General features: G+C 70.7%; 17 protein-coding genes. 9 read left to right on the top strand and 8 right to left on the bottom strand.

Features of this window, described 5'->3' with window-relative positions; translation table 11 throughout:
• Window positions 1-9 precede the first annotated feature (9 nt).
• The 5 genes from bcsN (at window position 10) to EJ913_RS19450 (ending at window position 5447) form a co-directional block, all read left to right on the top strand.
• Window positions 10-672, top strand: coding sequence for a cellulose biosynthesis protein BcsN (bcsN, locus tag EJ913_RS19470; protein WP_127000911.1), 663 nt, complete (start codon window positions 10-12; stop codon window positions 670-672).
• Window positions 673-799: 127 nt separating this feature from the next.
• Window positions 800-1570, top strand: coding sequence for a Crp/Fnr family transcriptional regulator (locus tag EJ913_RS19465; protein ID WP_127000909.1), 771 nt, complete (start codon window positions 800-802; stop codon window positions 1568-1570).
• Between the two features lie 100 nt (window positions 1571-1670).
• Window positions 1671-2174 carry a (2Fe-2S)-binding protein gene (locus EJ913_RS19460; RefSeq protein ID WP_420797541.1) on the top strand — a complete coding sequence of 168 codons (504 nt, stop codon included), beginning with the start codon at window positions 1671-1673 and terminating at the stop codon, window positions 2172-2174.
• Window positions 2171-3187, top strand: coding sequence for an FAD binding domain-containing protein (locus tag EJ913_RS19455; RefSeq protein WP_127000906.1), 1017 nt, complete (start codon window positions 2171-2173; stop codon window positions 3185-3187). Before EJ913_RS19460 ends, EJ913_RS19455 begins: the two co-directional genes overlap by 4 nt.
• A gap of 16 nt (window positions 3188-3203) precedes the next feature.
• Entirely contained in the window at window positions 3204-5447 is a 2244-nt protein-coding gene (locus EJ913_RS19450) for a xanthine dehydrogenase family protein molybdopterin-binding subunit (RefSeq protein WP_127000904.1), read from the top strand.
• Window positions 5448-5491: 44 nt separating this feature from the next.
• Here the strand turns inward: EJ913_RS19450 and EJ913_RS19445 are convergent, their stop codons facing one another.
• The 3 genes from EJ913_RS19445 to EJ913_RS19435 are packed head-to-tail and all read right to left on the bottom strand — an operon-like array spanning window position 5492 to window position 7726.
• Window positions 5492-5917 (bottom strand): DUF2000 family protein, encoded by a 426-nt coding sequence (locus EJ913_RS19445; protein ID WP_211099011.1) that lies wholly within the window; start codon window positions 5915-5917, stop codon window positions 5492-5494.
• 43 nt (window positions 5918-5960) lie between these two features.
• Complete coding sequence (locus tag EJ913_RS19440; protein ID WP_244939420.1) at window positions 5961-6821, bottom strand: AraC family transcriptional regulator; 861 nt, start codon at window positions 6819-6821, stop codon at window positions 5961-5963.
• Window positions 6818-7726, bottom strand: a complete 909-nt coding sequence (locus tag EJ913_RS19435; protein WP_127000902.1) for a LysR family transcriptional regulator — start codon at window positions 7724-7726, stop codon at window positions 6818-6820. The genes EJ913_RS19440 and EJ913_RS19435 overlap by 4 nt, the downstream gene beginning before the upstream one ends.
• A 118-nt stretch (window positions 7727-7844) precedes the next feature.
• On the opposite strand from EJ913_RS19435, the gene EJ913_RS19430 reads away from it, so the two are divergent.
• The 4 genes from EJ913_RS19430 (at window position 7845) to purT (ending at window position 13178) form a co-directional block, all read left to right on the top strand.
• The gene (locus tag EJ913_RS19430; protein ID WP_185909851.1) at window positions 7845-9071 is read left to right on the top strand and encodes an MFS transporter; all 1227 of its coding nucleotides are present in this window, start codon (window positions 7845-7847) and stop codon (window positions 9069-9071) included.
• 116 nt (window positions 9072-9187) lie between these two features.
• Window positions 9188-9649 (top strand): (2Fe-2S)-binding protein, encoded by a 462-nt coding sequence (locus tag EJ913_RS19425; RefSeq protein WP_127000898.1) that lies wholly within the window; start codon window positions 9188-9190, stop codon window positions 9647-9649.
• 3 nt (window positions 9650-9652) lie between these two features.
• Window positions 9653-11899: a xanthine dehydrogenase family protein molybdopterin-binding subunit gene (locus EJ913_RS19420; protein WP_127000896.1), complete on the top strand. Its 2247-nt coding sequence runs from the start codon at window positions 9653-9655 to the stop codon at window positions 11897-11899.
• Between the two features lie 109 nt (window positions 11900-12008).
• Entirely contained in the window at window positions 12009-13178 is a 1170-nt protein-coding gene (gene purT / locus EJ913_RS19415; protein WP_127000894.1) for a formate-dependent phosphoribosylglycinamide formyltransferase, read from the top strand.
• Window positions 13179-13312: 134 nt separating this feature from the next.
• On the opposite strand, the gene hydA is transcribed toward purT, so the two are convergent.
• Genes hydA through EJ913_RS19390 form a run of 5 tightly spaced genes read right to left on the bottom strand, consistent with a single transcriptional unit; the run spans window position 13313 to window position 19343 of the window.
• Window positions 13313-14752, bottom strand: a complete 1440-nt coding sequence (hydA, locus tag EJ913_RS19410; RefSeq protein WP_127000892.1) for a dihydropyrimidinase — start codon at window positions 14750-14752, stop codon at window positions 13313-13315.
• A gap of 17 nt (window positions 14753-14769) precedes the next feature.
• Window positions 14770-15441 (bottom strand): TetR/AcrR family transcriptional regulator, encoded by a 672-nt coding sequence (locus tag EJ913_RS19405; protein WP_127000890.1) that lies wholly within the window; start codon window positions 15439-15441, stop codon window positions 14770-14772.
• Entirely contained in the window at window positions 15438-16688 is a 1251-nt protein-coding gene (locus EJ913_RS19400) for a Zn-dependent hydrolase (protein WP_127000888.1), read from the bottom strand. Before EJ913_RS19400 ends, EJ913_RS19405 begins: the two co-directional genes overlap by 4 nt.
• A gap of 21 nt (window positions 16689-16709) precedes the next feature.
• On the bottom strand, window positions 16710-18005 hold the full coding sequence (gene preA, locus EJ913_RS19395; protein WP_127000886.1) for an NAD-dependent dihydropyrimidine dehydrogenase subunit PreA: 1296 nt from the start codon (window positions 18003-18005) through the stop codon (window positions 16710-16712).
• A 15-nt stretch (window positions 18006-18020) separates the two neighbouring features.
• Entirely contained in the window at window positions 18021-19343 is a 1323-nt protein-coding gene (locus EJ913_RS19390) for an NAD(P)-dependent oxidoreductase (protein WP_127000884.1), read from the bottom strand.
• Window positions 19344-19582: the final 239 nt, after the last annotated feature.

Below are 19582 nucleotides of genomic sequence, written 5' to 3'. Positions count from 1 at the left end.
TCGACCCGCATGTCCGGCGTTCCAAGGCTTCTTCGGCTGTCCGTCCTCGCCGCCGCCCTGCTGACGGCGGGCTGCGCCGGCTGGGTGCGCGACAACTCGACCCAGCTGCCCAAGCCGTGGCAGCGGATCACGGCCGACGCCCTGCCGGTGACGTTGCCGGAAAGCCAGCAGTTCCCCGTCCTCGCCGCCCGCATGCGCAGCACCGGCACCGTCTACAAATCCTACATCGCCGTGCTGGGCAACCCGACCGTGCTGGAGGGCGAGAACCGCCTGACCGTGGACGTGCAGACCCTGCCCGACAGCCTGTTCGGCGCGCTGGTCCAGCCGGCGCGCGTCTTCCCGGTGCCGCTCTACACCATGGAGACTCTCACCAAGGCGCTGAACCGCGAGTTCCCCGAGATGGAGGTGAAGGTTGCCGACGGCGGGCGCCGCAACCGCTACGGCGACTACGACTACGCCGTGGCGCAGGACGAGGCGAACACCTGCGTCTTCGCGTGGCAGCTCATCACCGACCACGCGCGGATGCTGCCGGAGCGGATCGAGGCGGTCCGGCTGGAGTACCGGGTGTGCGGCGCGTCGCGCAACCCGCGCGTCCTGTTGCAGCCCTTCGACGGCCTGATGCTGACCCTGCCGGAAGGCGTGCTGGACGCGGGCGACATGGGCGTGCTCTGACCGCCCGCAACGGTCAGGGCGCACCCCATCCGGGAAAAACACGGTTGCGTGGAGCCGTCTTTCGTGGCTGCCTGTTGGACAGCGGCCACGCCCCACAACCGTTTCCGCCCGTCCGCGAGACCTCGTCATGCCCCAGTCCGACCCTCCCGGCCCCAAGCGCCACAGCATGCCCGCCGGCATGGTCTTCATGCGGCAGGGCGAGCGCGGCGACCGGGCGTGGCTGATCGAATCCGGGGAGCTGGAAATCCTGCTGACGACGCCCACCGGCACCCGGCGCCTGGGCACGGTGGGCAAGGGGGCGGTGGTCGGCGAGATGGCCCTGATCGACGACGGGGAACGCAGCGCCACCGTCCGCTCGCTCACCGAGGTGACGTGCGTGGAGGTGACCCGCGAGGCGTTCCGGGGCCTGCTGAAACGCAGCCCGCCGCTGGCCTCCTACATCCTGCAAGGGCTGATCGCCGCCATCCGCCGCGACTACGGCCTCGCCGCGACCGAGCGGATCGGCAACGCGGTGGATTTCCGCTCCACCACCTCCTTCCAGAAGGTCGTCGACCGCCGGATGTTCCGCGAGGGCTATGTCTTCTACAGCCCGAACGAGCCGCTCAGCGCCGCCTATCTGATCCAATCGGGCCGGGTCGGGGTGCGGCGCGGCTTCGGCACGCTGGGCGAGGAGATCGCCTCCTTCGGCCCCGGCCAACTGTTCGGGGAGATCTTCCTGCTGACCGGTCAGACGCCCGACGTGACCGCCGTCGCCAGCGCCGGCTCGATCTGCGAGGTCATCGACAAGAAGAGCTTCGACGACGCGCTGTCGGGCATGCCGCCGATCCTGAAATCGCTGGCGCGCATCTACATCGCGCAGCTGACGAAGTCCGCGCGCCGAGAGTCCTCGGGGGGCTGAGGTCCAAAGCACCCCCTCCCCAAAAGCTCAAGGCCCCGGAACCTCCCTCCGGCGGGCGTGTTGCCCTGCGTCCCCAGCCCTCATGCCAGAGGAGACGCCGTTGGCACCGCCCATCGCTCCCCACACCATCGACCTCACGATCAACGGCACGGCGCACCGCCTGGACGTCGCTCCCTGGACCACGCTGCTCGACCTGCTGCGCGAGGATCTGAAGCTCACCGGCACCAAGAAGGGCTGCGACCACGGCCAATGCGGCGCCTGCACCGTGCTGGTCGACGGCAAGCGGGTGAACTCCTGCCTGACGCTGGCGGTCATGAAGGACGGCGCCACCGTCACCACGGTGGAAGGGCTGGCACGGAACGGTCAGCTGCACCCGGTGCAGGAGGCCTTCATCGCCCGCGACGCCTTCCAGTGCGGCTACTGCACGCCGGGGCAGCTCTGTTCCGCCGTCGGGCTGATGGCCGAGGGCCACGCGCACAGCGCGGAAGAGATCCGGGAGCTGATGAGCGGCAATCTCTGCCGCTGCGGCGCCTACGCCAACATCGTGGCGGCGGTGCAGGACGCGCTCGCCGCCCAGTCGACCCAACGGGAGGCCGCGGAATGAACCGCTTCGGCTACACCCGCGCCGGCAGCGTGGCGGAGGCGATCCAAGCCTTCGCCGCCCATCCGGACGCCCGTTTCATCGCCGGGGGCACCAACCTCGTCGACCTGATGAAGTACGACGTCGAGACGCCGGACCATCTGGTGGACATCACCCGCCTGCCGCTCGACCAAGTCGAGGACGGGACGGACGGTGCCTTGCGCGTCGGCGCGCTGGTCGGCAACGCCGATCTGGCCTACGACCGCCGCGTCCAGGAGCGCTTCCCGCTGCTCGCCAGCGCGCTGCTGGCCGGGGCCTCGCCGCAGCTGCGCAACATGGCGACGACCGGCGGCAACCTGCTGCAACGGACCCGCTGCCATTACTTCTACGACCCGGCCACGCCGTGCAACAAGCGCGAGCCCGGCACCGGCTGCCCGGCCATCCAGGGCGTCAACCGCAACCACGCCATCCTCGGCACCAGCGAGCGCTGCATCGCGACCCACCCGTCGGATCTGTGCGTGGCGCTGGCCGCGCTGGAGGCGACGGTGCTGGTCACCGGCCCCAACGGCGACCGCCGCATTCCCTTCGCCGAGTTCCACCGCCTGCCCGACGACCGGCCGGAGATCGACACCACGCTCGCGCCCGGCGAGCTGATCACCGCCGTGGAGATTCCGGCCGCCGATTTCGGCGCTCACCACACCTACCTCAAGCTGCGCGACCGGCACTCCTACGCCTTCGCGCTGGTCTCGGTGGCGGCCGGGTTGGCGATGGACGGCGGGCGGATCGTTCGCGCCCGGCTGGCGCTGGGCGGCGTCGCCCACAAGCCGTGGCGCGACCCGGCGGCCGAGGCCCTGCTGAGCGGCCAGCCGGCGACCGACGACAGCTTCCGCAAGGCCGCCGATCACCTCCTGTCGGGGGCGGTGCCGCGTTCGGGCAACGGCTTCAAGATCGCGCTCGCCCGGCGCGCCATCGTCCGCGCCCTGCGTCAGGCCGCCGCCGGCACGCCGCAGTCGCAGACCGACAAGCGCATCCAGTAAGGGAGGTCCCGAGCCCATGACGACCGTCACACCCTTCGTCGGAACCCCGCGCAGCCGGGTCGACGGGCGCGCCAAGGTGACCGGCGCCGCCCGCTACGCCGCCGAGTTCGACGCCCCCGATCTGGCCCATGGCTGGGTCGTGTCCAGCGCCGTCGCCCGGGGGCGCATCGCCCGCATCGACACCGACGCCGCGATGGCCATGCCCGGCGTCCTGAAGATCTTCACCCACGAGAACCGCCCGCGCACCGCGTGGTTCGACTACAAGCACCGCGACCAGACGGCCCCGCCGGGCCACCCCTTCCGCCCGCTCTACAGCGACACCATCCTCCACAGCGGGCAGCCCATCGCGCTGGTGGTGGCCGAGACGCTGGACATCGCGCGCGACGCCGCCTCGCTGGTGCGCGTCCTGTACGAGACCGAGGAGCACGCCACCGACCTCGCCGCCCGGCGTGACACGGCCTATGTCCCGCCGAAGAAGCGCAGCGGCATCAAGCCGCCGCCCAAGCCGCGCGGCGACGCCCCGGGGGCCTTCACCTCGGCCCCGGTGCAGGTCCGCCAGGAAAGCCGCGTCCCCGCCGAATACCACAACCCGATGGAGCCGCACGCCGCCACCGTGGTGTGGAAGGGCAAGGACGGGATCGTCGTCCACGACAAGACCCAAGGCGCCCAGAACAGCCAGTCCTACATCGCCAGCGTCTTCGGCCTGTCGCCAAGCAAGGTGCAGGTGGTGGCGCCCTTCGTCGGCGGTGCTTTCGGCTCCGGGCTGCGGCCGCAGTATCAGGTGTTCCTGGCGGTGATGGCGGCGCTGGAGCTGGAGCGCTCGGTCCGGGTGTCGCTGACGCGCGACCAGATGTTCACCTTCGGGCACCGGCCGGAGACGCTCCAGATCGTGACGCTGGGCGCCGGGCGCGACGGGAAACTGGTGTCGGTCCAGCACGACGCGGTGGCCGAGACCTCGCGGCTGGAGGACTACCAGGAGGTCGTCGTCAACTGGTCGGGCCTGCTCTACCGCTGCGACAACGTGGCGCTGACCTACCGGCTGGCGCAGCTCGACGTGTCGACTCCCTGCGACATGCGGGCGCCCGGCGCCACCATCGGCGTCTTCGCGCTGGAAATCGCGATGGACGAGTTGGCCCACGCCACCGGCATCGATCCCGTCGAGCTGCGCCTGCGCAACCACACCGACCGCGACCAGAACGAGGACAAGCCCTTCACCAGCAAGGAGCTGCGCGCCTGCTACGCCAAGGGGGCCGAACGCTTCGGCTGGTCGAAACGCAAACCGGCTCCCCGCTCCATGCGCGAGGGCAGCGAGCTGGTCGGCTACGGCTTCGCCACCGGGGTGTGGGAGGCGATGATGATGAAGAGCAGCGCGCGCGCCACCCTGACCCCGGACGGCCGCCTGACCGTCGCCACCGCGACGGCCGACATCGGCACCGGCACCTACACCATCCTGACCCAGATCGCCGCCGACGCGCTGGGGGTGCCGATGGAAAAGGTCACCACGCTGATCGGCGATTCCTCGCTGCCGACCTCGCCGATCGAGGGTGGATCCTGGGCCGCCGCCTCGTCCGGGGCGGCGGTGGACGCGGCCTGCCGGTCGGTGCGCGACGCGCTGATCGGGCTGGCGCGCGGGTTGGAGGACTCGCCGCTCGCCAACATCGACCCCGACCGGGTGACGGTGCGCGATGGCCGCGTCTTCCTGACCGCCGACCCGGACCAGGGCCTCGCCATCGACGCGGTGATGGCGGCGTCGGGGGTTGACAAGATCGAACTGGAGGAGACCGTCCTGCCCGATCCGAAGACCATGCTGACCCACGCCGCCTACACCCATTCCGCCGTCTTCGCCGAGGTGCGGGTGGACGAGGAGCTGGGCATCGTGCGGGTGACCCGGGTGGTCAACGCGGTGGCGGCGGGCCGCATCCTGAACCCGAAGACGGCGCGCAGCCAGATCCTGGGCGGCGTCGTGATGGGCATCGGCATGGCGCTGGAGGAGGAGGCCCTGCACGATCACAAGCTGGGCCGGGTGATGAACCACAATTTCGCCGAGTACCACATCCCGGTGAACGCCGACGTCCCCGACATCGACGTCCTGTTCGTAGAGGAGCACGACGACAAGGTCAGCCCGCTGGGGGTGAAGGGGCTGGGCGAGATCGGCATCGTCGGCACGGCGGCGGCCATCGCCAACGCCATCTTCCACGCCACCGGCAAGCGCGTGAACGACCTGCCGATCACGGTGGACAAGCTGCTCGACGAAGCGTGAGGTTCCGGCGCGGACGCCGCCGCGCCGCACACGGAGGAAGGGGCTCAGCCGTGCAGCGCCAGCCCCTTCACCGCCTTGTCGACGGCCTTCCGGGGGCCGCGCAGGGCAAGCCCGACCCAGTCGGGGGCCTCCGGATCGCCGGCCAGGAAGACGGCGCGGTTGGCGGCGTCGTGGCCGGTTTCGAACATGGCGGCGACATAGGGCACGATGGTCAACTCGCGCTCCACCGCGCGTCCGTGCGTGGCGTGCAGCCCCGCCCGGTCGGCGGCGAAGACCAGCATCGGCTGGCCGAGCATCCGCCCGTAGACCCGGCCCGCCGCGTCCACATAGGGCTCGCCCAGCGCGTCGGGAGCGGCGGCGGCGATGCCGGTGGCGAGGAACGCCGCGACGTTCAGCTTCTGCCAGACGGCGAGGTCGGAGCGGACGATGAGGGCGACCTTGGTGTCGAACAGGGTGTTGCTCTCGGGCATGGGGGTTCTCCTTCGCCGCCAACCCTGCCCGAAGCCCCGGCCGTCAGTCTGGAACGTTTGTGCAGATCCGGCGGTAGGCGGCGGGCGTCATCCCGTAGGCGCGGCGGAACCAGCGGCCGAGATGGCTCTGGTCGGCGAAACCCACCTCCGCCGCGACCATCGCCGGACTCTCCCCCGCCGCCAGCCGCCGCCGCGCCGCCTTGAGGCGCAGCCGTACCAGATAGGCGTGGGGCGACAGGCCGAAGACGTCGCGGAACAGCCGGTTCAGCCGGAAGCGGTCGATCCCGGCCACCATCGCCAGTTCCTCCAGCCCGACGTCCTCGGCCATGCGGTCGTGCAGCGCGTCGCGCGCGCGGAGCGCCGCCGACTGCGTCCCAGCCGCCGGGGCGGGGCGGGGAAAGGCGTGCCCGGCCAGCCGCGCCGCCAGCCGGCCGATCAGCCGGTCCGTCCCGAGATCGCGCGCCAGCCGTCCCTCTCCCTCGTGCACGGCCCAAAAGGCGTTGCGGATCGCCGCCGCCAGCAACGGGTCGTCGGCCAGCGTGTCGCGGAAGCCCAATCCCGCCGCCCGCATGCCAAACCCCCGCAGCCCGTCCATCCGCTCCGCGACCAGCCGTTGCGGCAGGTACAGCATGGCGTAGGTGAAGCCCTCGACGCGCGGACTGTGGCCGTCGTGGGTCTCGCCGGGCTCGATCAGGATGACCCGGCCGGCGGTGCTGGTGTGGGTCCGGCGGCGGCAGCGGAACTCCTGGACGCCCTGCTCGGTCACCCCGACCAGCGCCTCGTCGTGGTCGTGGGGCTCATAGGCGTGGCCCTTGAAATGGGCGCGGATGGATTCGATCCCGGTCTCCGCGTCGCGCCGCATCGCCACCCAGTCGCCGGGGCCGCTTGTATGACTTCCGCTCACAGCCGCTCCGCCTCCTCGGCGATGCGCTGGCGCAGCCAGCCGTGGGAGGGCGAGCCGGCGTTGCGCCGGTGCCACGCCATCGACACCTCGAAGTCGGAGGAGGCGAAGGGCAGGGGGCTGGTGACCAGACCCATCGTCCGCGCGCAGGCGTGCGCCAGCCGGGCCGGCAGGGTGGAGATCATCGGCGTGCGGGTCAGCAGCATCGGGATGGCGACGAACTGCGTGGTCGAGGCCGCCACCCGCCGCCGCGTTCCCAGCGCGTGCAGTTCGTCGTCCACGAAGCTGGTCAGCCCGCCGCGCAGCGACGGCATCAGATGCGGGTAGCGCGTGTACTCCTCCAGGCTGATCGGCGGGGTCAGCGGCACCAAGGCCGGATCGAACAGGCAGACGTGGTTTTCGCAGTAGAGGAACTGGCGGTCGTGCCAGCGCCGCACCTCCGGCATGTAGCCGATGGCGAGGTCGACGGTGCCGTCGTCCAGCGCGTCGAGCATGGCGTCCGGATCCAGGCTCTTCAGCGCGACCGACACCCGCAGCTTGTCGGCGTCGCGTAGGATGCCGGTCAGCAGCACCGCCTGCAGCGAATCCGACGCGCTGAGGGTGAAGCTGCGCTCCTCCCGGCAGGGATCGAAGGTCTCCTCCACCGACAGCGCCCGCGCCGCGCCCAGCAGCAGGTCGCGCAGCGGCTCGGCCAGCCGCTGGGCGCGCGGCGTCGGCTCCATCCGGTTGCCGGTCCGCACGAAGAGCGGGTCGCCGACCAAGCTCCGCAGCCGCCCCAGCGCATGGCTGACCGCCGACTGGCTGACGCCCAGCGCGTCGGCCGCGCGCGAGACGCTGCGCGCCTCCAGCAGGGCGTCGAACACCTTGATGAGGTTCAAATCCAGGGCAGGGCTATGAATGGTTTTCATGACGATATGAACGTGGCCTGTCTTGTTCATGATGTGCGCTGCGGCGTACTCTGTCCAGTCCCAGCCCGCCGTCCCAGCCCGCCGTCCCAGCCCGTTGCCAGGAACGCTCCAGACACGCATGACCACCGACGCCATTCTCAACACGGCCGGCCCTGCCACGGCGAACAAGGCCGCCGCACGGGCCGAGACAACGGCGCTGTTGCTGCTGTCGCTCGCCTATTTCGTGGTCGGCGTCACCTCGCTGGCGGTCGTCGGCGTGCTGGGCGCGATCGGCGGCGACCTCGGCGTGTCGCCGGGGGCGGCGGCCGGGCTGGTCACCGCCTTCGCCCTGTCCTTCGCCGTCGCCGCTCCGCTGGCCCAGGCCTGGGCGACGCGCTGGCCGCTGCCGACGCTGCTGACCGCCGGGCTGGTGCTGCTGGCCGGAGGCGCCGTCGCCACCGGGCTGTCCACCAGCTACGGCGGCGCGGTCGCCGCCCGCATCGCCAGCGGGGCCGCCGCCGCGCTGGTCGGCCCCTCGGCCTCGGCCATCGGGGCGGCGCTGGTGCCGGCGGAACGACGCGGCCGGGCGCTCGGCACCGTCTTCGGCGGTATGACGCTGGCGACCGTGCTGGGGGTGCCGCTGGCCGCCTGGCTCGGCGCGCATCTGTCCTGGCGCACCGTGTTCCTGCTGGTCGCCGGGCTCGGGCTGCTGACCGCCGTCGCCGCGCGGCTTTGGGTGCCGCGCGGCATCGGCGCCGGGCGCGCCCGGCTGGGGCTGGGCGACGTGGCGGCGCTGCTGGCCCGGCGCGCGGTCGGCTTCGGCATCCTGGCGAGCCAGTTGCAGATGCTGGCCCAGTTCGTGACCTACGCCCTGCTCGCGGCCTATCTGGCCGAGCGGTTCGGCAGCGGCGCCGACCGCGTCTCGCTGGCGCTGCTGGTGTTCGGCGCCTCGGGCGTGATCGGCAACGCCGTCGCCGGGCGGCTGTCGGACCGGGTCGGCCCGAACATTCTGATCCGGGTGTCCTTCGCCGGGCTGGCGGTGTCCTTCGTGGCGCTGATGGCCGCCCCCAGCTACGCGCTCGCCCTGGTGGCGTTGGCCGTCTGGGCGGTGTTCTCGCTGATGCTGATGACCCCGCAGCAGAAGCGGCTGGTCGGCGTGGCCGGCGACCGCACGGCGGTGGCGCTCGGGCTGAACTCGGCGGCGATCTACATCGGGATGGCCGCCGGCTCGTCGCTGGGCGGACTCGCCCATGCCGCGTTCGGCGGGGTCTGGCTGCCGGCGCTGTCGCTGGCGGTCGCCGTGGCGGCGGCGGGCTGCGCCGAATGGGCGATGCGCGCGCCCTGTCAACACGCCGTGGGCCAATAAACCGCCAACCATAAACCGCCAGCCGTCGCGCTGCGTAAGAAGCGTCCAGTTTCGTCAAAGCCCGAACCGGGCCATCGGGACCGAACCGGGTTCCGCACAGGGAGCAGAGAGAGATCATGATCACCATCACCGTCAACGGAGAGAAGCGGCAGGTCGACGTTCCGGACGACATGCCGTTGCTGTGGGTCCTGCGGGACGAGCTGAACATGACCGGCACCAAGTTCGGCTGCGGCATCGCGCAATGCGGCGCCTGCACCGTGCATGTGGACGGCGCGCCGGCGCGGGCCTGCCAGACGCCGGTCGGCTCGCTCGGCGCCGACGCCAAGATCACCACCATCGAGGGCGTCCAGGGCAAGGCCGCCAAGGCCGTGCAGGCGGCGTGGCAAAAGCTGGACGTGGTCCAGTGCGGCTACTGCCAGTCGGGCCAGATCATGAGCGCGGTGGCGCTGCTGACCGACAACCAGAACCCGAGCGACGACGACATCGACGCCGCGATGGACGGCAACGTCTGCCGCTGCGCGACCTACATCCGCATCCGGGCCGCCATCAAGGACGCCGCCCAGACCATGAGGGCCTGACCCATGCTGCACCATCTGATCCGTCAGGCCGCCGCCTCGGGCTTCCCGGAGGGCGGCGCCGTCCGTCCGCTGACCATGCTGGCCGCCCCCTCGCGCCGTTCCTTCCTGAAGCTCGCCGGGGCCGGCGGGGCGCTGGTGGTCGGCGCGCATCTGCCGCTTCCGGTGCTGGCCGCCGGGGGCGCGCCCGCCGGCATCGTCGGCCCGGCCGACCCGCGCCCGCACGCCTTCGTCATCGTCGCGCCGGACAACACGGTGACGGTGCTGGCCAAGCATCTCGACAAGGGGCAGGGCATCGTCACCGGGCTGGCCACCATCGTCGCGGAGGAGCTGGACGCCGACTGGGCGCAGGTGCGCGGCGCCTTCGCCCCGGCCGACAGCAAGCTCTACGGCAACCACTTCTTCGGCATCCAGGGCACCGGCGGCTCGACCGCCATCGCCAACAGCTGGGACGAGCTGCGCATGGCCGGCGCCGCCGCCCGCGCCATGCTGGTCGCCACCGCCGCCGCGCGCTGGAGCGTTCCGGCGGGCGAGGTCACGGTGGCCAAGGGCGTCGTGTCGCACGCCAAGTCCAACCGCCGCTTCACCTTCGGCGAGCTGGCCGAGGACGCCGCCAAGCTGCCGGTGCCGCAGAGCGTGGCGCTGAAGGACCCCAAGGACTACGTGCTGATCGGCAAGCCGGACCTCCACCGGCTCGACCACGCCAGCAAGACCGACGGCAGCGCCGTCTTCGCCATGGACATCCGCCGTCCGGGGCAGGTGACGGCGGTGCTCGCCCGCTCGCCGCGCTTCGGCGGGACGGTCAAGAGCGTCGATGACACGGCCGCCCGCGCGGTTCCGGGCGTCCTCGACGTGCTGACCCTGCCGGTCGGCGTCGCGGTGATCGCCAAGAACACCTGGGTGGCGATCCAGGGCCGCGAGGCGCTGAAGATCACCTGGGACGATTCGAAGGCCGAGACGCGCGGCACCGACCAGATGCTGGCCGACTACCGCAAGCTGGCCGCCACGCCGGGCGCCGTCGCCGCCAACAAGGGCGACGTGGGCAAGGTCTTCGCCGGGGACGTGACGGTGGTGGAGGCGGAATTCACCTTCCCCTACCTCGCCCACGCGCCGATGGAGCCGCTGAACGCCGTGGTCGCGCTGAACCCGGAGGGCGGCTGCACCATCTGGGCCGGCTCGCAGTTCCAGGGGGTCGAGCAGCCGGTCGCCGCCCACATCCTGGGCTGCAAGCCCGAGCAGGTGAAGATCGAGACCCAGTGGGCGGGCGGCAGCTTCGGCCGCCGGGCCACCACCACCGCCGACTACATCGCCGAGGCGGTGACCGTCGCCAAGGCCTACGGCAAGGCGCCGGTGCATCTGGTGTGGACGCGCGAGGACGACATCAAGGGCGGCCGCTACCGCCCGCTGTTCCTGCACAGCGTCAAGGCGGCGGTGGACAAGTCCGGCGCGCTGGTGGCGTGGCAGCAGCGCATCGTCGGCCAGAGCTTCATGGCCGGAACCCCGTTCGAACCGGTCATGGTCAAGAACGGCGTGGACGCCACGATGGTCGAGGGCGCCTCGGACATGGCCTACGCCGTGCCGAATCTCGCGGTCGACGCGCACAGCCCGGCTTCGCCGGTGACGACGCTGTGGTGGCGCTCGGTCGGGCACACCCACACCGCCTACGCCAAGGAGGTGATGATCGACCGCCTCGCCAAGGCGGCCGGGAAGGATCCGCTGGCCTTCCGGCTGGCGATGCTGAAGGACCACCCGCGTCTGGCCGGCGTGCTGACGCTGGCGGCGGAGAAGGCCGGCTGGGACAAGCCGATGCCCAAGGGCAAGGGGCGCGGCATCGCCGTGCACGAGAGCTTCAACACCTTCGTCGCCCACGTCGCCGAGGTGACGGTGAACGACAAGGGCCACGTCACGGTGGACCGCGTCGTCGTCGCCATCGACTGCGGCCGGGTCATCAACCCCGACATCGTGAAGGCGCAGATGGAGGGCGGCACCGGCTGGGGCATCGGCCACGCGCTGCGCGGCGAGATCACGATGACCGACGGTCTGGTCGACCAGGGCAACTTCGACGGCTTCCTGCCGCTGCGCATGTCCGACATGCCGGCCGTCGAGGTCCACATCGTGCCCTCGGCCGAGCGCCCGACCGGGGCCGGCGAGCCGGGCGTCCCGACCTCCGCGCCCGCCGTGGCGAACGCGGTGTTCTCGGTGACCGGCCAGCCGCTGCAAAGCCTGCCCTTCAGCCGCGCCGGTCTGGTGTGACCGGAGTGGCGTGACGGCCTGAACGGAGCCGCCGCCCCGATCACCCTCTTGGCCGGACGGCCGCGAGGACCTATGGTCGGGGCGACGGTGCTGTCACGGGAGTTCACGCATGTTCACGGCCAAAATCCTCCTTCTCGGTTCGGGGGAGCTCGGCAAGGAGTTCGTCATTTCGGCCAAGCGGCTGGGCTGCCAAGTCGTCGCCTGCGACAGCTACGCCGACGCGCCGGCCATGCAGGTGGCCGACGCCGCCGAGGTGTTCTCGATGCTCGACGCCGACGCGTTGCGCGCGGCCATCGCCAAGCACCGCCCGGACTACATCGTCCCGGAGGTCGAGGCGATCCGCACCGAGGTGCTGCACGAGTTCGAGGAGGCCGGCACCACGGTCGTCCCCTCGGCCAGAGCCACCACCATGACGATGAACCGCGACCGCATCCGCGAGGTGGCGGCGGCGGAGCTGGGCCTGCGCACCTCCAAATACCGCTACGCCGAAAGCCTGGAGGAGGTGGTGGCGGGCGCCGGACACACCGGCTTCCCCTGCGTCATCAAGCCGGTGATGTCGTCGTCGGGCAAGGGCCAGAGCACCGTCCGCACGGCGGCGGAGCTGGAGGCGGCCTGGGACTACGCGGTGGCGAACATGCGCGGCGACCGCCGGAAGGTCATCGTCGAGGAGTTCGTGGCCTTCGAGTACGAGATCACCCTGCTGACCGTCCGCACCCGCGACGGCGTGTTGTACTGCGAGCCGATCGGCCACCGGCAGGAGCGCGGCGACTACCAGGAATCCTGGCAGCCGGTCGCCATGCACCCGCAGTTGCTGGACGACGCCAAGGCGATGGCGGCCCAGGTCGTGGACAACCTCGGCGGCTACGGCATCTTCGGCGTCGAGTTCTTCGTCACGGCCGACGAGGTGATCTTCTCCGAACTGTCGCCGCGCCCGCACGACACCGGCATGGTGACGCTGCTGTCGCAGACCCTGTCGGAGTTCGACCTGCACACCCGCGCCATCCTCGGCCTGCCGATCCCCCGCATCCGCCTGCACGGCCCCACGGCCTCGGCCGTGATCCTCGCCGACCGCGAGGCCGAGAGCTTCGCCATCGAGGGGCTGGCGGACGCGCTTCGCCTCGGCACGGCGGAGCACGAGGTGGACGTGCGGCTGTTCGGCAAGCCGACGACGCGCAAGAACCGCCGCATGGGCGTGGCGCTCGCCGCCGGCACGACCACCGACGACGCCCGCGCCCGCGCCCGCCAAGCCGCTGACGCCGTACGGATCCGGTATTCGTAAAGAGCTTCGGAGCATTTTTAGCGCCCTTCTCCCCTTGCGGGAGAGGGGTTGGGGTGAGGGGGCGCAAACTGATTTCGCCTTCGGCGAATACCCCTCATGCCAACCCTTCTCCCGCAAGGGGAGAAGGGCTTGAATTACCGCTCCACGGGCTTCGCCATGGTCAGCGCGTTGCGCTTGGCGACCGCCTCGTACACCGGCGGGAAGGCCGGACGGTTGACGTAGCGGCCGGCGCCGCGCACCGCACGGCTTTCGCCCAGCGCGTGGACGATCCTCCCCTGGCTCAACGTGTAGACCGGCAGGCCGGTGACCTCCATGCCCTCGAAGATGTTCAGGCCGACCTTCTGCATCTGGGTCCTGGCCGAGATGGTCTTGGTCGCCTTCGGGTCCCACACCACCAGATCGGCGTCGGCCCCGACGGCGACCGAGCCCTTGCGCGGGTAGAGGTTGAAGATCTTGGCCGCGTTGGCCGAGGTCACCGCGACGAACTCGTTCATCGTCAGCCGGCCGGTGTTGACGCCGTGGGTCCACAGCGCGGTCATGCGGTCCTCGATGCCGGCGGTGCCGTTCGGGATCTTGGTGAAGTCGTCCTTCCCCATCGCCTTCTGCTCGGCGCAGAAGCAGCAATGGTCGGTCGCCGTCGTGTGCAGCCGCCCCGCCTGGAGGCCGCGCCAGAGCGCCTCCTGATGCTCCTTCGGGCGGAAGGGGGGGCTCATGACGTGGCCGGCGGCGAAGTCCCAGTCGGGGCTGCGGTAGACGGCGTCGTCCAGCAGGAGATGGCCGGCCAGCACCTCGCCGAACACGCGCTGCCCGTCGTTCTGGCCGCGTTCGATGGCCGCCAGCGCCTCCTTCGCCGAGACGTGGACGATGTAGACCGGCACGCCGAACACCTTGGCGACCTGGATGGCCCGGTTGGCGGCCTCACCCTCGACCTCGGGCGGGCGGGAGAGGGGGTGCGCCTCCGGCCCGGTCATCCCCTGGGCCAGCAGCTTCTTCTGGAGCTGGAAGACCAGTTCGCCGTTCTCGGCGTGGACGGTCGGGATGGCGCCCAGTTCCAGGCAGCGCTGGAAGCTGTTCACCAGCGTCTCGTCGTCGGCCATGATGGCGTTCTTGTAGGCCATGAAATGCTTGAAGCTGTTCACCCCGTGGTCGGCGACCAAGGTTCCCATGTCGGCGCGCACGCTCTCGTCCCACCACGTCACCGCGACGTGGAAGGAATAGTCGCCGGCCGCCTTTTCCGCCCAGCCGCGCCACGTGTGGTAAGCCTCCATCAGGCTCTGTTTCGGGTTCGGAATGACGAAGTCGATGATCGTGGTCGTTCCGCCCGCGAAACCGGCGGCGGTGCCGCTGAAGAAGTCCTCGGTCGTCACCGTGCCCATAAAGGGCAGTTCCATGTGGGTGTGCGGGTCGATGCCGCCCGGCATGACGTAGCAACCCCCAGCCTCCACCACCTCCGCCCCGGCCGGGACATCCAGGGCCGCGCCCACCGCCTTGATCGTTCCGTCCTCGCAATAGACGTCGGCGCGCGTGGTCTGTTCGGCGGTGACGACGGTTCCGCCACGGATGACGATGCCCATGGAAGGCGCTCCCTTGCTTATGCGTTGGACGGATGTGGAGGGGTGTCGGGAAGCCCGGCGGCGCGCAGGATGAGCCGCAGGACCTCGGCGGTGATGTGGGCGAAGTCCTGGCGCGTCAGGGTGCGGCGGCCCATAACCTTGCGGACCTGGACGTCGAAATCGGCGTAGTGCTGGGTCACCGCCCAGATCATGAACAGGAACTGCCGGGCGTCGAGCGGCGCCACCCGGCCCGCCGCCACCCAGCCGTCGATGACGGCGGCCTTGTCGTCCACCAGCCGGCGCAGATCCTCGGCCAGGAAGCGCTCGATCTGGGTCGCGCCGTGCAGCATCTCGTTGGCGAAGACCTTGGAGGCGTGGGGGCGGGTGCGCGACGCCTCCAGCTTGGCGGTGACGTAGGCGGTCAGCGCCTTGGCCGGGTCGGCGTCGGGGGTGATCGCGTCGATGGGCGACAGCCACAGCCGCAGGATGTTGTCGAGCACCGCGCGGTAGAGCTCCTCCTTGGTGCCGAAGTAATAATGCAGGTTGGCCTTGGGCAGACCGGCCCGGTCGGCGATGTCGGCCATGGTGGCGCCGGCGAACCCCGCCTCGGCGAAGACCAACTCCGCCGCCTTGAGGATGCGCTCGCCATTCTCGCGCCGGATGCGGCCGGGCAGGGGGGTGTCGGTGGCGATGGAGGAGGAAGGCATCATTCCGCCTTGGCGTTCGCGCGCTCCAGCACGGCGTGCAGCAGCACCTCGCAGCCGGCGGTCACCCATTCCGGGGTGGTCTCCTCGATCTCGTTGTGGCTGATGCCGTCGATGCAGGGGATGAAGACCATGGCGGTCGGCGCGACCTTCGACAGGTAGCAGGCGTCGTGCCCGGCGCCCGACACGATGTCGCGGAAGGAATGGCCGGTCCGCTCCACCCCCTGGCGCACCGCCGCCACGCAATCGGCGTCGAAACGGATCGGCGCGTAGTACCAGATCTGCTGGAAGTCGCTGTCCAGCCCGATCCCGTCCGCGATCTCCGCCACGGCGGCGCGCAGCTCGCCGTCCATCGCGGCGAGGATCGAATCGTCGGGGTGGCGGAAGTCCACGGTGAAGAAGACCCGGCCCGGAATGACGTTGCGCGAGTTCGGGTGGATCTGCATCAGCCCGACCGTGGCGCAGGCGAAGGGGCCGTATTTCAGCCCGATGCGGTTGACCGCGTCCACCACCCGCGCCGCGCCCAGCAGCGCGTCCTTGCGCCGCGTCATCGGCGTCGGCCCGGCGTGCGCCTCCTGGCCGGTGAAGGTGATCTCGTACCAGCGCTGCCCCTGGCAGTCGGTGACGACGCCGATGGTCTTGCCCTCGGCCTCCAGGATCGGTCCCTGCTCGATGTGGGCCTCGAAATAGGCGCCGACCTTGCGCCCGCCGACCGGCAGTTCCCCGGCGTAGCCGATGCGCGCCAGCTCCTCGCCCATCGTCCTGCCGTCCAGATCGGCGCGCGACAAGCCGTAGTCCAGATCGAACACGCCGGCGAAGACGCCGGACGACACCATCGCCGGGGCGAAGCGTGAGCCCTCCTCGTTGGTCCAGACCGCGACCTCCACGGGAGCCTCGGTGACGTAGCCCAGGTCGTTCAGGCTGCGCACCACCTCCAGCCCGGCCAGCACGCCGTAGACGCCGTCATATTTGCCGCCGGTCGGCTGGCTGTCGAGATGGCTGCCCATGATGATCGGCGGGAGGGTGTCGTCGCGCCCGGCGCGGCGGGCGAAGATGTTGCCCATCCGGTCCACCGACACCGTGCAGCCGGCCTCCTCGCACCAGCGCACGAACAGGTCGCGACCTTCCTTGTCGATGTCGGTCAGGGCCAGCCGACACACGCCGCCCTTGGGCGTCGCGCCGACCTGCGCCATGTCCATCAGGCTCTGCCACAGGCGCGAACCGTTCACGGCGACATTCTGCGGGTAGGACATCGTGAAACTCTCCCGGTTTTCTTATTCGGCGGCGACGGGGGCGGGGCGGGGCACGCGCATCGGGTTTCGGGCGTCCTCGGGCCACGTCACATAGGGCAGGTTGTTCTGTTCCGGTGTCATGGTGATGCAGTCCGGCACCGGGCAGACGTGGGAGCACAGGTTGCAGCCCACGCACTCCTCGTTGACCACCGTGAAGATCCGGCGTCCATCCCCCTGGTCGATGCGGATCGCCTGATGCGAGGTGTCCTCGCAGACGATGTGGCAGCGCCCGCAGTCGATACACAAGGCGGGGTCGATCACCGCCTTGGTCGAGAAGTTCATGTTCAGGTCGTTCCAGTTGACCGTGTTGCGCACCGCGCGCCCGATCACATGGTCGAGGCTGGCGTAACCCTTGTCGTCCATCCAGTTCGACAGGCCGTCGATCATGTCCTCGACGATCTTGAAGCCGTAGGTCATGGCGGCGGTGCAGACCTGCACGTTGGTGGCGCCGAGCGCCAGGAATTCCGCCGCGTCGCGCCACGTGTTGACGCCGCCGATGCCGGAGATCGGCAGCCGCGCCGTGTCCGGGTTGCGGGCGATCTCGGCCACCATGTTGAGCGCGATGGGCTTGACCGCAGGGCCGCAATAGCCGCCGTGGCTGCCCTTGCCGTCCACCACCGGGGTCGGCGCCATCGCGTCGAGATCGACCGCGACGATGGAGTTCACCGTGTTGATCAGCGACACCGCGTCGGCGCCGCCGCGCCTGGCGGCCTCGGCCGACCACAGGATGTTGGTGATGTTGGGGGTCAGCTTGACGATCACCGGCAGGCGGGTGGTGTTCTTGACCCAGCGGGTGACCTGCTCGACCATCTCCGGCACCTGCCCGATGGCCGATCCCATGCCGCGCTCGCACATGCCGTGCGGGCAGCCGAGATTCAGCTCCAGCCCGTCCGCCGCGCCGGTGTCGGCGATGCGGCGGGCCAGACCGGCCCAGGCCTCCTCCTCGATGCGGGCCATCAGCGAGACGACCATCGCGCGGTCGGGCCAGTCGCGCTTGACCTGGACGATCTCCTGGAGGTTGACCTCCAGCGGCCGGTCGGAGATCAGTTCGATGTTGTTGAGCCCGATCAGCCGGCGCTCGTTGTCGAGATGGGCGCCGTAGCGGCTGGACACGTTGACGACGGGCGGATCCTCGCCCAGCGTCTTCCACACCACCCCGCCCCAGCCGGCCCGGAAGGCGCGGACGACGTTGGTCAGCTTGTCGGTCGGCGGCGCGGAGGCCAGCCAGAACGGGTTCGGCGAGCGGATGCCGGCGATGGTGCTGCGCAGGTCGGCCATGGTTCGGCTCCCGTCTCAGGCGGTTTCGATGGGGGCGGCTTGAAGGGCGGCGCTTAGGTGGCGGTGGATCGACAGGGCGGCGAGCTTGCCGTCCTGCACCGACTGGACGGTCAGATCCGCGCCCGACGCGACGCAGTCGCCACCCGCGAAGACCTTCGCCAGCGTCGTGCGGTAGCCCTCGTCCACGGCGATCTTGCCACCGGCCAGCGTGACGCCCGCCAGCGCCGCACGGTCCAGCGTCTGGCCGACCGCCTTCAGCACCGTGTCGGCGGCGATGGTGAAGGTCTCGCCGGTGCCCGCCAGTTTGCCCTCCTCCAGCCGGGTGCGCTCGAAGGTGACGCCGCCGTCGTTGATGCCCACGGGCGCCGCGAAGGTCACCAGCACCACGCCGTTGGTCTGCGCCAGCTCCTGCTCCCACGGCGTGGCGCCCATCTGGCCGCGCCCGCGCCGGTAGACCAGCGTCACCGTCTCGGCCCCCAGCCGCTTGGCCTGGATGGCGGCGTCCACGGCGGTGTTGCCGCCACCGATCACCACCACCCGGCGCCCGACCGCCACCGGGGCTTGCGGCGTCGCCTGCCGCACCCGCTCGATGAAGGCCGTCGCGTCCTCCACGCCCGGCCGCCCCTCACCGGGGATGCCAAGACGGTTGTTGCCGCCCAGCCCGACGCCGAGGAACACCGCGTCAAAATCCTTTTGCAGTTCTTCCAGCGACAGGTCGGCGCCCAGCCGGCGGCCATGCTCGACCGCGATTCCGCCGATGCCGAGGATGAAGGCGACCTCGCGCTGGGCGAAGTCGTCGGCCATCTTGTAGGGGGCGAGGCCGTATTCGTTCAGCCCGCCGGCCTTCGGCTTGGCCTCGAACACCGTCACCGCGTGGCCGAGCATGGCGAGGCGGTGCGCGCAAGCCAGACCGGCCGGGCCGGCGCCGACCACGGCGATCCGCCTGCCGGTCGCCTCGGCGCGGGCGAAGGGATGGACCGTGGCGGTGCTCAGCAGGCGGTCGGTGGCGTGGCGTTGCAGGCGGCCGATGGCGACCGGGCGCTCCTCCGCCGTGTTGCGGACGCAGGCCTGCTCGCACAGGGTCTCGGTCGGGCAGACGCGGCCGCAGGTGCCGCCCATGATGTTTTCCGACAGGATCGTCCGCGCCGCGCCGCGCAGGTTGCCGGTGGCGATGGAGCGGATGAAGGCCGGAATGTCGATGCCGGTCGGACAGGCGCGGACGCAGGCGGCGTCGTAGCAGAACAGGCAGCGGTTGGATTCGGCGAGCGCCTGCACCGCCGTCAGGGGCGGCGTGAGATCGGCATAAGGCGAGGGCGGAATGTCAGCGGTGAGGGTCATGGCGGATGGCTTCCCCTGGTTCGCTAGCGGCGTGGCTTGCGGAACCTCAGCAACCCGTGTGCCAAGCGAAACAGGGCGGGGCACAGCGGCGGAAAAGCTGACTGTCCGGTCAAGAATTGACGCCTTGGACAATCATGGCAGCCATGCTTTGTGCACGCAACTCTGCCTTTCGGCGCCTGTTTTTGCAGCGATGCGGCCGAACGGTCGTGGAAAGCCCCGCCGATCGCAGGGGGAAACTC

Source organism: Azospirillum doebereinerae, assembly GCF_003989665.1.
GTDB classification, from domain to species: domain Bacteria; phylum Pseudomonadota; class Alphaproteobacteria; order Azospirillales; family Azospirillaceae; genus Azospirillum; species Azospirillum doebereinerae.
The sequence above is the reverse complement of the archived record's forward strand: the minus strand, read 5'-3'. Positions and strand labels throughout refer to the sequence as shown.

Coding starts and splice junctions, on each gene's coding strand:
- bcsN (WP_127000911.1), top strand. CDS start 10: ATGTCCGGCGTTCCAAGGCTTCTTCGGCTGTCCGTCCTCGCCGCCGCC.
- EJ913_RS19465 (WP_127000909.1), top strand. CDS start 800: ATGCCCCAGTCCGACCCTCCCGGCCCCAAGCGCCACAGCATGCCCGCC.
- EJ913_RS19455 (WP_127000906.1), top strand. CDS start 2,171: ATGAACCGCTTCGGCTACACCCGCGCCGGCAGCGTGGCGGAGGCGATC.
- EJ913_RS19450 (WP_127000904.1), top strand. CDS start 3,204: ATGACGACCGTCACACCCTTCGTCGGAACCCCGCGCAGCCGGGTCGAC.
- EJ913_RS19445 (WP_211099011.1), bottom strand. CDS start 5,917: ATGCCCGAGAGCAACACCCTGTTCGACACCAAGGTCGCCCTCATCGTC.
- EJ913_RS19435 (WP_127000902.1), bottom strand. CDS start 7,726: ATGAAAACCATTCATAGCCCTGCCCTGGATTTGAACCTCATCAAGGTG.
- EJ913_RS19430 (WP_185909851.1), top strand. CDS start 7,845: ATGACCACCGACGCCATTCTCAACACGGCCGGCCCTGCCACGGCGAAC.
- EJ913_RS19425 (WP_127000898.1), top strand. CDS start 9,188: ATGATCACCATCACCGTCAACGGAGAGAAGCGGCAGGTCGACGTTCCG.
- EJ913_RS19420 (WP_127000896.1), top strand. CDS start 9,653: ATGCTGCACCATCTGATCCGTCAGGCCGCCGCCTCGGGCTTCCCGGAG.
- purT (WP_127000894.1), top strand. CDS start 12,009: ATGTTCACGGCCAAAATCCTCCTTCTCGGTTCGGGGGAGCTCGGCAAG.
- hydA (WP_127000892.1), bottom strand. CDS start 14,752: ATGGGCATCGTCATCCGTGGCGGAACCGTCGTCACCGCCGAACAGACC.
- EJ913_RS19405 (WP_127000890.1), bottom strand. CDS start 15,441: ATGATGCCTTCCTCCTCCATCGCCACCGACACCCCCCTGCCCGGCCGC.
- EJ913_RS19400 (WP_127000888.1), bottom strand. CDS start 16,688: ATGTCCTACCCGCAGAATGTCGCCGTGAACGGTTCGCGCCTGTGGCAG.
- preA (WP_127000886.1), bottom strand. CDS start 18,005: ATGGCCGACCTGCGCAGCACCATCGCCGGCATCCGCTCGCCGAACCCG.
- EJ913_RS19390 (WP_127000884.1), bottom strand. CDS start 19,343: ATGACCCTCACCGCTGACATTCCGCCCTCGCCTTATGCCGATCTCACG.